This window comes from Candidatus Jordarchaeum sp. (assembly GCF_052745115.1).
The window spans coordinates 1-12,128 of record NZ_JBRAKS010000095.1 but is presented as its reverse complement, the minus strand read 5'-3'; the positions used below and the strand labels follow the sequence as shown (position 1 = coordinate 12,128).

The following is a 12,128-nucleotide window of genomic DNA, read 5'->3' as shown; positions in this document are numbered from 1 at the left end:
ATCTGGTCAGCCCCCTCTCGGACTGAAGCGAAAAGCTTTTTCATAGCAAAATATATAAAAAATTTACAAAACCTAGAAAATAATTTCACAACCAGAGCTATATTAAACTAAAATAATTACACAATAGTTACATAAATATTTCAGCAAAACGCTTCTCAAATAAATCCTGACAATAATCTTAGAGATGTTGCCAATGAGTAGATTCCTAAGGAAAATTTTGGGGATAGGTGAACCGAGAGAATATCAGATTGTGAAGGTTAGAATTAAGAAAGAGGTTGTGGAGGGAGTTCTGGAAGCCTGTAGAAACGTTCACCCTCGAGAATTCATCGGCCTTCTACGAGCAGAAAAAGATGTAATTACCGAAATAATTTTGGCTCCAGCAAGTGTTTATGGTAACGGACTAGCACAGTTTCACCCCCACATGTTACCATTCGATTTCTCCATTGTAGGAAGCATTCATTCACATCCTTCCGGCTCGGGCAGACCCTCAATGCAGGATATTAATTCTATGTTTAATTTCGGTTTTATTCATATTATTGTAACATTTCCCTATCGCACCTATCAAGACCTACATACTTATGACAAAAAGGGCAAACCTATTCAATCAGAAATAGTAGAATAGGTAATCTTGCCAAATACATAAATAAGCCTAGATTTTAGAACTGTTAAGTAAGATCACACCTTCCACCAAAAAGTATTTGAGTTTTGTTTTTTGATATAAAAAGTTAAGCACAATAAATTAAAGCAAAGAAAAATGTAATATGAAAAAGTATGGTTATTAAAAAATATCTTTAAACAGGACTATTATTCCATTCATGAGGTGAAAATTTTGTGTAAGTTTTGTTATAAGCACGGCGACGGTAAGAGATGGTACCTGAATGAGAGAAACCTTTCCGTAAAACTGGCAAAAGAACTAGGATACGAACAATGGGAACTGGATCACTGGAAACTAATCGACAAAGTCTATGGAGATGCAGCGAAAATGTTGGCAGATGTTATCAATGACCCCAATCTACTGGAACCCACAAAAAAGATGATAGAAGACATGATACAAAAAGACGAAGGCCGAGAACGAGTATTCCCCGAAGGCCACATGGGGCAAGTAATCACCCTCGAAGAAGCAAAAAAGATCGTGGAAATCGCCGGAGATGTTTACAGAGTCATGTGCCCCTGTCGCCGCATGAACCGAAACGAGAAAGTATACACCTGTATGCCATTAGGATTACACGGAGAGACCGTGGAGGGATACGTAGACCATGCACCCAAAGGGGTAGAAAGACTAACCGTGGAGGAAGGGAAAGCATTCCTAGACGAATGTGACGAAAAAGGACTGGTTCACACAATCGCCGGAACACCACTCCCACTAGCATTCGCAATGTGCAACTGCCAATACCCTGAATGCATAGCCCTAAGACCAAGAATAGACTTCGACATAAAACACTTCCTGAAAGGACACTACGTGGCAGACATAGACGTAGACAAATGCATAGGATGCGGCAAATGCGTGACCCGGTGCCAATTCGGAGCAGTAAACCTCCAAGTCACACTAGGTAAAGCCCACATTAACCAGTTCAAGTGCTTCGGATGCGGAGTATGTAGAGCCGAGTGCCCCGAAGAAGCAATTACACTAATACCAAGAGAAAGCATCCCAACACTAAGGGAGGAGTGGTAAATGGCAGCAAAAGTAAAAGTTCACTGGCTTATAGATAAATGCCCCAAACCACAAGACTGCGGAAAATGTTTGGAAGTCTGCCCCAGCACGGTTTTCGTCCTAGTCGCAACCGACAGAGAACGCTACAAAGAACCAGAAAACTGGGTGATCATACCCTCATTTGAACTCTTCTGCACAACATGCAACAAATGCATCGATATCTGCCCCAAAGACGCAATCAAAATAGAAATAAAAGAAGCTGAATAAAAAACAAATCAAGTTTAAACACCTCTTCTTATTTTTATTTATACAAATTAACTACAATATTATAAGCTAACCATACTAAATCATCAAAATTTATTAAACCAAACCACCAGTTTTACCCACTCTCTATGGTAAACAGAAAACAAAATAAAGGAGAAACACGCAAAAAAAAGAAAAATAAAAAATCAGGGAAAAAAATGGCAAAACAGAAATACCAAGTATATCGATACCGCTGGGTATCACTACTAGCATACACACTAGTTTTCTTCATTGGAGGACCTTTATGGATTGGCTTTGCTCCGATTAGTTCTACTTTAAGGCAGGCATTCTTCCTTACTGGTGTAAGTGATATGGCTATCACCCTTCTAGTTATCGGTCCCATGGCAGTGGAAATCGTTGCATCTTTTCCTGTGGGCATTCTTGTGGATAGGAAAGGCTGGAAGTTTGCCACCGGTCTAGGTGCAGTAATTATGACCGCAGTAGCCATAATTAGGTTAATATCACCAGATATTACTTGGCTTCTTATTTTCCAGCTTTTCTTGGGGATCGCATTTGCACTAATGTATGTGAGCCTCGCAAAACTAGCTGTAACCTGGTTCCCTAGAAGAGAAGGAGCTTTCGCCCAAGGTCTAGGATTGATAGCTAGTAACGGAGGGAATATGGCAGGACTAGTTCTCACACCACTCCTAATAGCCTTCTTTGGTGCATATAATCCTTCAGCAAGCCTGCAAAACACTATGATACTATATGCAATCGCCACAACGATTATAACTATCATATTCTTCCTCATAGCACGAGCAGCACCGCCCGTACCTCCAGAACCCTTAGAAGAAACAAAACAAGTACCCTTGAAGGAAGGGCTGTCAAGAATAGCAGGGGCTAGAGACTTTTGGCTACTAGGAATCGCGTTTGCAATTGGATTCGGTGCATATCTTAGTATTGCGGACTATATTGAGCGTATGGCTTGGTCGAATGTGGGTCTGCTTCAGAAGTTTACTGAGTTGTATGTTGCTTTACATCATCCAGAGTGGTTCTTTGTGTTTGTTGATATGGAGCAGTCTTTCGGTGGTTTGGCTTCGGGACTCGTTCTTTTGTCTGGTATTATTGGTACTATTGTGATCACGAGGATTTCGGATAAGCTTGGTCGTAGGAAGCTGTTTCTTTTCTTGGCGGTATTGATTTGTACTCCCGCTTTGTTCCTTATGGGCATGACTTCAGGTGAGACTCTGCTCATCGCGGGTGCGCTTTTCGGTTTCTTCCTAATCTCTGTTCAGCCTTTGGTCTTCGAGTCTGTGATTGAGATTAAGGCAATAGGACCGATGATAACTGGATTGGCATTGGGCATTATTCTTACGCTGGGTCACATTGGTAGTGTTATTTGGCCTTTAATTTTCGGGATCCTCCAAACAGGTTCTGGTTCTTATCTTTTTGCGGAGCTGTTCTATTATTGGACGATTCTTCCAAACTACTGGGGAAACGTTTTAGCGTTTCCGCTATACTTCTACTTCTTTACCGCTCCACCTTTGATTCAGTTGCCTGGTACTTTCTTTGGACCTACACTGTTTTTGGTTCTTAGTGCGGCATTGGCAGTTATACTGGTAGCATTACTAAAAGAGGTCAAATAGAATCTTCGAAAACAGTGGATTTCCTTTCCCCCCTATTTTTTATTTTTTTTACTGTTTTTAAGTAGATTTTTGGGTTTTGGGAATAACTTTTTTAATTGTTTTCAGTTTATTGTTGGTTTGATTTTTTTGAATTTTTATGGGGGAGGTGGCAGGTTACTCATTTTTTAGTAGCAACTCTTATATGTGTGTATGAGTGTATTTCCATCGAAATTATGGTGGCCTAAACATGCCTTCAGACACTATACGCAATGCGGTAAAGAGTTTATCTAAGGGAGAATTTATCCTTATCTATGATAAGGAAGGCAGAGAGGAAGAAGTGGATCTGGTGAAGCTTGCAGAGAAGGTTAGACCTGAAGATGTTTACAGAATGAGATACGATGCTGGTGGCCTTATCTGTGTTGCGGTGCATCCAGAGATTTGGCATCGCTGGGAGTTACCCTTTCTCCATGACCTGTTTAGAACCTGTTATAGTAATTATGGTGTGCTAGCAGAATTAATCCCTAATGATATTCCCTATGATGAGAAGTCTGCTTTCTCAGTCACTGTTAATCATAGGAAAACATTTACCGGAGTAACCGATGTGGATCGAGCCCTAACTATTAGAGAGCTGGGATTATTGGGGAGAAATACGTACCAGGGTAACAGTGATAATAATTGGAAGGAGGAGTTAGGCAGGAACTTCCGGTCTCCGGGCCATGTGCACTTGTTGCTAGCTACTGATGGTTTATTGAAGAATCGGCAGGGGCATACCGAGTTAACGGTCTCCTTGGCAGAAATTGGCAATTTAAATCCGGTAACGGTTCTCTGTGAGATGCTAGACGGAAAAACAGGGAAGGCTCTCTCAATTAATGAAGCGAAAAAATACGCTAAAAAGTACGATTTGGTTTATGTTAGTGGTGAAGAAATAATCGAAGAGTACGCAAAGAGGGCTGGGAATGACTAAGGTAAATGTTGGGGTCACAGACACCACATTTGCACGTTACGATATGGCTAAGATAGCGATAAAAGAGATGGAAGATAACACCTCAAAGGTTAACATAGTAAGGTACACTGTTCCCGGAGTGAAAGACTTACCGGTTGCCTCAAAGAAGTTGATTGAGGAGCATGGCTGCGAAATAGTACTCGCCCTGGGAATGCCTGGTCCAGAACCCATAGACAAACAGTGTGCACATCAAGCCTCACTGGGCATAATAGGAACACAGATACTGACCAACAAGCACATCATCGAGTGCTTCGTTTACGAGGACGAGGCTGAAACAACAGAAGAGCTCATAGCAATGTGCGAAGACCGGGCCCGAAAACACGCCCGAAACGTGCTAAGATTATTATTTGATAGGGAGTGGTTGACGAGACACGCAGGGCAGGGGTTAAGACAGGGCCACCCGGATGCGGGACCTCTAAAACCGTAAGTGAGGAATTATTATGGATGAAAAAGTGAGACTGGGTATTGTGGTTGGAGAGTTTAATTACGACATAACTTATCTGATGCTCCAGAGAGCACTCGACCATGCTGAGTTTCTAGGAGCCACGGTGGAGAAAGTAATGAAGGTGCCTGGATCTTTTGATATGCCTCTTGCAATTAAGAAGCTTCTTGAAATGGAGAATGTTGATGCAGTGGTCACAATCGGTGCCATTCTTAAAGGAGACACAGACCACGATCAGGTGGTGGCTCAGCACGCAGCACGAAAGATGATGGATCTTGCTTTAGAATATAGTAAACCGGTTGCTCTGGGTGTATCAGGACCGGGAATGACGCGGGGTGAAGCAACGGAGAGAATTGAGGAATATGCAAAGAGATCCGTGGAAGCTGCGGTAAAAATGGTTAGACGTCTCAAATAGTAAAAGTAGGTGTTTGTGGCGTAGAAGGCGGATATATATGATTCAATTAACTTTGATACAGCTTGACAATTACGGCCCTTGGACTGAACTCCTAGGTGAAGACCGTGAATCTGACTTGCAAATAATGCAGGCGGATATTTATGCGGATCTTCAGAGGATGTTCGCCCTGAGAAGGGGGTTGGTTTTTTTTAATCGTTTCGATAATATGATTGCTGTATCGAATGGTGTTTCTGTTAAGGATCATGAGATGATTCTGAGAAGTGTGGGTCGAAGATATCCGGTTTCTATTAGTATGGGTATAGGTTCCGCTGAATCGCCCTTTGACGCTCAGGTATTAGCTACAAAAGCTCTTCAGGAGATTGGTAGTGCCCAATCTGAAACTAGGAAGTCAATCATAGCGCATAGAACTAATGATAATGGGGAACAGGAGTACGTTCAGATCGCGCATATAGATATTAATGGGTTTACGCTGCGTGTGACGGATCGTGAATCAGCTTATCAGAGTACCTATGTGGTTTATTCTTCTACGGCTATCCTTATGAGGATGTTTGCAGACAAGGGGGCTTTGCTTTTCTTCAATGGTGGCGATAACTTTGTGTCGGTATGTAACGGCTTAAAAAAGAGTGACTTCAAAGAGATATTTGACCGATTCGAGACTAGCATGAATCTGAAGCTCAAAGCGGGAATCGGTTTTGGTAGAACCGCCCTCGACGCACTGTCAAGAGCCAACGAAGGCTTGTCTCTGATAAGGGAGAAGAAAACTGATGAGGTAATCATCCTCAAAGAAGAGATGCTTTAAACCATGTCCTACACCATTTACACGGATTTCTGTCTAGCAGGAAGAAAACTAGACTTACTGGAAGAGGCTTATATCACTATTTCAAGTGAAGGGTACTTTGAAAAAGTTTCAAGTGAAGCTCCGAAATCCCAAATTTATTCCGATTTTGAGGATTGTCTGATTCTTCCCACGTTCATAAATGCTCATACTCATGTGGGAGACTCTTTTGCCAAAGAGATGGGTTACCAGTATTCCATAGAGGAAGTGGTTGAATCACCTCACGGTTTAAAGCATAGGCTTTTGGCAGACGCTTCCAAGGATGAGTTAATCTCAGGAATTCGAGATGCTTGTTTAGAGATGTTATCTTCTGGCACATCTATGTTCGCCGATTTTAGAGAAGGCGGATTGCTTGGAATGCAGCTTCTGGACAGGGTAATAAAGGATTTACCAATTAAAGCGGTAAGGCTTGGTCGACCAAACCAAGAAACAACCTTGGAAGAGTTGATTCCCATTGTTGATGGAGTTGGGCTAACTTCTACGAATAATTATACCGATGAGGAGTTAAAAGAGATTTCATCAAAATGTAAGAAGAACAATAAGATTGTCGCGGTGCATGTCTCAGAAACCGAAAACGAAAAAAAAATTAGCTATGAAAAATTCGGCTATTCCGACGTTAAGAGAGCTTTAGACGTTTTAGAGGCAGATGTTTTGGTGCACCTGACTCACGCAGACCAAGAGGACATGCAATTATTGAAAGGTAGAGAAGTGGTATGCTGTCCGCGGGCAAATGCTTACTTCGGTGTGGGATTTCCTCCTGTAGAAGAACTGGTGAATGCGGGAACAAGGGTTTGTCTAGGAACTGACAATGTCATGGCCAACTCTTTAGACCTTTTTAGAGAAATGGAATTTTTAGGAAAGACCCTTAGAGGAAGGCACGGTAAAAACGCGTTGCACTCTAAGAAAATCATCGAAATGATTACCGTCAATCCCGCTGATTTATTCAATTTAAGTTCAGGATGGATAGAAGAGGGACGATGCGCCGACTTTATTGTTTTGAACCTGGACGCACCCAATATGAGACCGGTCCATGATATTTATCATTCAGTGGTACACCGAGCAAAACCTGAAAACATTGATTTTGTTTACATTAAAGGCAAAAAAGTTTTTGAGAGAGAGCATATCTGAGAGGAACTGACTTGAAAAAACCTTACGTTATACTTAGTGCAGCCATGAGTGTAGACGGAAAAATAGCAACCCATAGGGGTGACTCATCGTTCTCCGATGAAGAGGACTGGAAAAGAGTACACAAACTGAGATCCCAGGTAGATGCCATAATGGTCGGCATAAATACTATTCTACGTGATGACTCGAAACTAACCGCAAAAGAGGGGAAAAGCCCCCTAAGAGTGATTGTAGACAGTAAGGCGAGAACACCCCTCAATGCCCGGGTCATAACTGTACGACCAGACTTGGAAACCATCATAGCTGTGACAAGCAAAGCCTCCAAAAAAAATATAGATGAACTTCAAAAAAAAGGAGCAAAAATACTAGTGTCTGGAGACGGCGAAAAAGTTGATTTAGAACTGCTCATGGAAAAGCTCTTTGACCTAGGCGTCCGCAAACTGATGCTTGAAGGAGGAGGAAACCTAAACTGGGGAATGCTAAGCAAAGGGCTAGTGGATGAATTGAGAATCGCAATATCACCAGTAATAGTGGGGGGGAAAGAAGCAGTCTCCCTAGTTGAGGGAGAAGGATTCAACAGAGTATCTGAAAGCGTGAACTTAAAATTAATAAACAATAAAAAAGTCGGCAAGTGCCTGGTTCTCACATTTAAAGTTCTACCGAAATCTGAGAGGAAAAAACAGTGAAAATAATAATATTGCCGATAGGCAGCACGGAGCAACACGGACCCCATCTTCCTCTAGGCACAGACAGCATAATTGCACAAAAAATATCCCAAGCCCTAGCCGAACAACTAGAAACAGACCTAGCACCAGCACTAAAATATGGAGTATCAATTGAACACGCAGACTTCCCAGGCACAATAAGCATCCCCCCTGAAACACTACTCAAAACCGTGAAAGACATTTGTAAATCCCTACACGAATACTACCAAAAAATAATCATCATCAACACACATGGAGGAAACACCCAAACACTCCAAGACTTAAACAATGAGAAAATAGTACTCGTTGATCTGTTCCAATTTCTGAGAAAAATACTGGATGATGTAAGGGAAACAGAAATAGGCGGAATCTGCCACGCCTGTGAAATCGAAACCTCCCTCATGCTACACCTTGAACCCCACCTAGTAAAAAAGGAAAAAATAACCAGCAAACTGGTAAAATACGTACCAGAATTAGACCCTCAATCAAAAAAGAAACCTCCCAAAGAGTGGAAAACCATAAACTACTCCCACTCCGGAATATTAGGAGACCCCACAAAAGCCACACCAGAAAAAGGAGAAAAAATATTCCACACTCTAATTCAACAAATAACCAAACAACTAAAACAACAATACCAACTAAAAAAATAAGAAATAGCAAAATCCTAAATCCTCAAAATTAGCAGCAAAAGGGAGATACTCAAAAAACAAATTTTATAACTGGTATTTAGGAGAAATCAAAATTTTCTCAACCAGTTTATAAAAAAGATAAATCACATTCTTACCATTTTTAGCTGAGGACTCCAAGTATTCAACTCCGCGACTCGAAGCGTAATCAAGAACCTCCTGCTTCTGCAACTTGCGCAAAGCACTCAGATCATACTTGTTACCCACAAGAATCAAAGGCACTGACTGACCCAGATTCGCCTCAATCTGACTAAACCAATCATTCAAACCCTGAAAACTACTCTCACTAGTCAAATCAAAAACCACCACACCCCCCTCAGAACCCTTATACAAAATATTCTCACCAAAACGAAACTTCTCCTGCCCCCCAATCTCAAAAATACTCAAAGTAACCCGCCTACCATCAAAAACCAACTCCCTACTAGAAATACGCGTACCCACCGCCGCATGAAAATCCTGCTCAAAAATACCATGGACATACCGCCGAATAATACTAGTCTTACCAACCCCATCATCACCAACCAAAAAAACCTTCAACACATACTCCCTATCAGAATCCAAACCAACAACCCCAAATAAATTTTAACAACCACACCAACCAGCAACACCCATCACAGCAACAAACCCATACCCATAACCTAAACATCGCAACTCCTACATAATAAAAAGCAACCACCGAAATAAACTTTAACCAAACCCCAACCAAGAAAACACCCCCAACCAAATAAACAAACCAAGCAACTAACACCATACAAAACAACACAAAACATAAGCCAAAATATTTCCCCTCAACGAAAAACCAGCAAAGTAAATCAAAACAAAGAACTAAGGATGTTTTCCCTTAATAATCCCTCGAGCTAATGCTACAAAAGCACTCTCCACATTATCACCATCCTTAGCAGAAGTCTCAAAGAAAGGAGCACCCAAATTCTGCGCATAATCCTGCCCCTCCTTCACCCGCACTTCCCGCATATCATCCAAGTCACACTTATTACCAACCACAACCAAAGCCGAAACATTACCAGTATTACTCAACATCTCTGAACGCCAGTTATTAAGACTCTCCAAAGTAGATCTACGAGTCACATCATAAACCAACAAAGCACCAGCAGCACCCAAATAGAATCCTGAACGCACATGCTTAAAATGCGGCTGACCAGCCAAATCCCAAATTACAAACTTCACCGGAACACTATCAACATTAACAACCTTCGAAAAAATATTGGTTCCTAAGGTCATCTTGTAATCTTTCTCGAATTTACCGCTCACAAACCTTTCTATTAGGCTTGTTTTGCCAACAGCCCCGTCACCTGCTAAAATTATTTTGTACATTAATTCTTTGGTTTTGGACATTTTTGCACTTCCTTCTTATTGGTTTAGAAAATTTTATTGATTTTTAAGCTGTTCTTATTTTACTCACTTTTCAGCTTTCCATTTAAGTTTTTGTCTTTAGATAATATATTTTCACGAGGTAATATTTATTTTTCGTATTAGGTGCCTTATTTTTATAATTAGCTTTTCTCTCTTTGACATTCCCCGCGACTAAGATCGGGGGCTTTCCCGCCAACGATTCCTGTAAAAATAAAGAATATGTAAAGATGTTAGTGTACATTTTCATTTTGTAATTTTAGATAAATAAATGCATATTTCTCAAATGAGACATTTAGTAAGTGATACAGGTTTTTTGCCTTCTTTTTTATTGTTTTCCGGGTAATTTTTATATATTTTTTGTTATTTTTGTTTAGTCTGTGTGTTTATTGGTTGGTGTTTGGTGGTTGTATGTTAGAGTTGTTGGGGGAAGTTCTTGATCATATTAGTCGAGCTAAGTCTGCTAGCGATGTTGATGGGTTGAAGTTAGAGGCTTGGTTGGCTCGGGCTAGTTTGGAGCTGTTTCTGGTTAAGCTGGTTTTGCTGCATGGTTTGGAGGAGAGGGAGCCCCCTTCTCCGCCTTCTGTTAAAAGAGGTGATCCGGATCGGAATTTGAAGCTACTGAGTATGGCTGAGGAGAAGGTTAGGGAGGGTCAGCGGTCTTTTGGAGAGGGTGATTATTTCACGACTTATGAGAATGTTTGGGATGCTAAGAATGCTCTTACTAAGATTGTGACTTCGTCTTGATTGTGTTTTGTGTTTTTGGGGGGTGTGGGTGAAAAGTTTATTTTTGTTTTTTGTTTCTTTAGTTTTGAGGTTGGTTTTTTGAAGATGGGTGTTCGTGTTTTGGGTGTTGCTGAGAGTTTTGTTAAGGGTAGAAGTAGGAGGTCGGTTCTTGCGGGGGTGGTTATGAGGGGTGATCTTCAGATTGACGGGTTTGCTTTTGGCACGATTACTGTGGGTGGCATGGATGCTACGGAGGGGGTGATTGAGGTTTACCGAGGTTTAAGTAGGAGTGATATTAACTTTGTATTTTTGAACGGTTGTGTGATTAGTTGGTTTAATGTGGTGGATTTAGATCGGATTTATGAGGAGCTGGGGGTTCCTTTGGTGTGTGTGACTTATGAGGAGTCTGAGGGGTTGGAAAAGTATTTTCGGGAGTATTTTGCGGACTGGGAGGAACGCTTAAAGATTTATAATCGGTTGGGGGAACGGGAAACTGTTTCTCTTGGAACGGGTTATGAGCTATTTATTCGTTACTTAGGGCTGACTAGGGAGGACGCAGTGAGAGTAGTAAACAAGTTCACTCTTCAGGGGGCTATTCCTGAACCTTTAAAAGCAGCACGGCTACTGGCTAGAGCGCTTGTTAGAAGCAGTATAGTAACTTTAGATTAGTGAATTGTGAAATTAGCAATTTAATCTCCACTTTTCCTCATCTATTTAGATTTTAGTTTTTAGGAACAGATTCTATATTAGATTTTTAGGTTTTGAGTATTTTTATTTTTTAGTTTTTGGTTTTATTCCAGAGTAGATCTTCTATAATCTGGAAATTGATTATTCTGGTGTCTGTTCCTTCAATTATTTTGGAGATTTCTTCTTCGAAGTTTTTTATTTCGTCTTTATTTGTTTTTCCGTTAGAGATTATGGTGTCTCGTTTTTCGAGAAATTTTTTATGGATTTTTTTAAGTTTCCCCATGTCGGATGAGTCGGCCTCGGCGTTTACTGTGGCGATTATTACGAACCCGTTATTTTTGTGGAATATGAATCGGTTTTCTCCCAGAACGAATGAGGAGAAACTGTTGTTTTTGTTTTTTTCTGTGAATTGGGTGGAGAAGTCGGAGATTGCGGTGACAAAGTTTGTGAGCTCTGTAAGATTTATGTTGTTTTTATAGTATTCTTTTACGAATATTTGTTCGCCTTCATTTGATAGAATGTATATGGCATGGATCAATATTCTTCACCGTGCTTCTCCTTTTTAAATAATTATACTGATATTATTCTGTAGTATATTTCTCTTATAAACATATCAGA

General features: G+C 40.8%; 16 protein-coding genes. 13 read left to right on the top strand and 3 right to left on the bottom strand.

Translation table 11 applies throughout. The features are described 5' to 3' along the window. Positions 1-193 precede the first annotated feature (193 nt). From ACUVXA_RS08650 to ACUVXA_RS08600, 11 genes are all read left to right on the top strand, one after another. Positions 194-622, top strand: a complete 429-nt coding sequence (locus ACUVXA_RS08650; RefSeq protein ID WP_445870851.1) for a Mov34/MPN/PAD-1 family protein — start codon at positions 194-196, stop codon at positions 620-622. Positions 623-829: 207 nt separating this feature from the next. After that, entirely contained in the window at positions 830-1,672 is an 843-nt protein-coding gene (locus tag ACUVXA_RS08645) for an ATP-binding protein (RefSeq protein ID WP_445870850.1), read from the top strand. Then, positions 1,673-1,918 (top strand): 4Fe-4S dicluster domain-containing protein, encoded by a 246-nt coding sequence (locus ACUVXA_RS08640; protein WP_445870849.1) that lies wholly within the window; start codon positions 1,673-1,675, stop codon positions 1,916-1,918. A 194-nt stretch (positions 1,919-2,112) separates the two neighbouring features. Further along, the gene (locus ACUVXA_RS08635; RefSeq protein WP_445870848.1) at positions 2,113-3,540 is read left to right on the top strand and encodes an MFS transporter; all 1,428 of its coding nucleotides are present in this window, start codon (positions 2,113-2,115) and stop codon (positions 3,538-3,540) included. A gap of 226 nt (positions 3,541-3,766) precedes the next feature. Then, entirely contained in the window at positions 3,767-4,483 is a 717-nt protein-coding gene (gene ribB, locus ACUVXA_RS08630) for a 3,4-dihydroxy-2-butanone-4-phosphate synthase (RefSeq protein WP_445870847.1), read from the top strand. Next, positions 4,476-4,949, top strand: coding sequence for a riboflavin synthase (gene ribC / locus ACUVXA_RS08625; RefSeq protein ID WP_445870846.1), 474 nt, complete (start codon positions 4,476-4,478; stop codon positions 4,947-4,949). Before ribB ends, ribC begins: the two co-directional genes overlap by 8 nt. A gap of 10 nt (positions 4,950-4,959) precedes the next feature. Next, the gene (gene ribH, locus ACUVXA_RS08620; protein WP_445870853.1) at positions 4,960-5,379 is read left to right on the top strand and encodes a 6,7-dimethyl-8-ribityllumazine synthase; all 420 of its coding nucleotides are present in this window, start codon (positions 4,960-4,962) and stop codon (positions 5,377-5,379) included. Between the two features lie 37 nt (positions 5,380-5,416). After that, on the top strand, positions 5,417-6,178 hold the full coding sequence (locus ACUVXA_RS08615; RefSeq protein WP_445870845.1) for a GTP cyclohydrolase IIa: 762 nt from the start codon (positions 5,417-5,419) through the stop codon (positions 6,176-6,178). 3 nt (positions 6,179-6,181) lie between these two features. Then, entirely contained in the window at positions 6,182-7,342 is a 1,161-nt protein-coding gene (locus tag ACUVXA_RS08610) for an amidohydrolase family protein (protein WP_445870844.1), read from the top strand. Between the two features lie 11 nt (positions 7,343-7,353). Next, positions 7,354-8,025, top strand: coding sequence for a 2,5-diamino-6-(ribosylamino)-4(3H)-pyrimidinone 5'-phosphate reductase (locus ACUVXA_RS08605; RefSeq protein WP_445870843.1), 672 nt, complete (start codon positions 7,354-7,356; stop codon positions 8,023-8,025). Continuing rightward, positions 8,022-8,693 carry a creatininase family protein gene (locus tag ACUVXA_RS08600; RefSeq protein WP_445870842.1) on the top strand — a complete coding sequence of 224 codons (672 nt, stop codon included), beginning with the start codon at positions 8,022-8,024 and terminating at the stop codon, positions 8,691-8,693. The genes ACUVXA_RS08605 and ACUVXA_RS08600 overlap by 4 nt, the downstream gene beginning before the upstream one ends. Before the next feature lie 63 nt (positions 8,694-8,756). Here the strand turns inward: ACUVXA_RS08600 and ACUVXA_RS08595 are convergent, their stop codons facing one another. Continuing rightward, positions 8,757-9,290 carry a Rab family GTPase gene (locus ACUVXA_RS08595; RefSeq protein WP_445870841.1) on the bottom strand — a complete coding sequence of 178 codons (534 nt, stop codon included), beginning with the start codon at positions 9,288-9,290 and terminating at the stop codon, positions 8,757-8,759. Positions 9,291-9,554: 264 nt separating this feature from the next. Further along, a complete protein-coding gene (locus ACUVXA_RS08590; protein WP_445870840.1) occupies positions 9,555-10,082 on the bottom strand; it encodes a Rab family GTPase in 528 nt (175 codons plus the stop codon). Between the two features lie 426 nt (positions 10,083-10,508). Here ACUVXA_RS08590 and ACUVXA_RS08585 point away from each other — a divergent pair, with 426 nt between their 5' ends. Beyond that, positions 10,509-10,844 carry a hypothetical protein gene (locus ACUVXA_RS08585; protein WP_445870839.1) on the top strand — a complete coding sequence of 112 codons (336 nt, stop codon included), beginning with the start codon at positions 10,509-10,511 and terminating at the stop codon, positions 10,842-10,844. A gap of 84 nt (positions 10,845-10,928) precedes the next feature. Further along, the gene (locus tag ACUVXA_RS08580; RefSeq protein ID WP_445870852.1) at positions 10,929-11,492 is read left to right on the top strand and encodes an endonuclease dU; all 564 of its coding nucleotides are present in this window, start codon (positions 10,929-10,931) and stop codon (positions 11,490-11,492) included. 109 nt (positions 11,493-11,601) lie between these two features. On the opposite strand, the gene ACUVXA_RS08575 is transcribed toward ACUVXA_RS08580, so the two are convergent. Next, positions 11,602-12,048 carry a hypothetical protein gene (locus ACUVXA_RS08575; RefSeq protein ID WP_445870838.1) on the bottom strand — a complete coding sequence of 149 codons (447 nt, stop codon included), beginning with the start codon at positions 12,046-12,048 and terminating at the stop codon, positions 11,602-11,604. Between the last annotated feature and the right edge of the window lie 80 nt (positions 12,049-12,128).

Bases quoted from the DNA above. Each gene is read 5' to 3' on its own strand.
- ribC (WP_445870846.1), top strand. From the start codon at position 4,476: ATGACTAAGGTAAATGTTGGGGTCACAGACACCACATTTGCACGTTAC.
- ACUVXA_RS08590 (WP_445870840.1), bottom strand. From the start codon at position 10,082: ATGTCCAAAACCAAAGAATTAATGTACAAAATAATTTTAGCAGGTGAC.
- ACUVXA_RS08610 (WP_445870844.1), top strand. From the start codon at position 6,182: ATGTCCTACACCATTTACACGGATTTCTGTCTAGCAGGAAGAAAACTA.
- ACUVXA_RS08635 (WP_445870848.1), top strand. From the start codon at position 2,113: ATGGCAAAACAGAAATACCAAGTATATCGATACCGCTGGGTATCACTA.
- ribB (WP_445870847.1), top strand. From the start codon at position 3,767: ATGCCTTCAGACACTATACGCAATGCGGTAAAGAGTTTATCTAAGGGA.
- ACUVXA_RS08640 (WP_445870849.1), top strand. From the start codon at position 1,673: ATGGCAGCAAAAGTAAAAGTTCACTGGCTTATAGATAAATGCCCCAAA.
- ACUVXA_RS08585 (WP_445870839.1), top strand. From the start codon at position 10,509: ATGTTAGAGTTGTTGGGGGAAGTTCTTGATCATATTAGTCGAGCTAAG.
- ACUVXA_RS08650 (WP_445870851.1), top strand. From the start codon at position 194: ATGAGTAGATTCCTAAGGAAAATTTTGGGGATAGGTGAACCGAGAGAA.
- ACUVXA_RS08615 (WP_445870845.1), top strand. From the start codon at position 5,417: ATGATTCAATTAACTTTGATACAGCTTGACAATTACGGCCCTTGGACT.
- ACUVXA_RS08580 (WP_445870852.1), top strand. From the start codon at position 10,929: ATGGGTGTTCGTGTTTTGGGTGTTGCTGAGAGTTTTGTTAAGGGTAGA.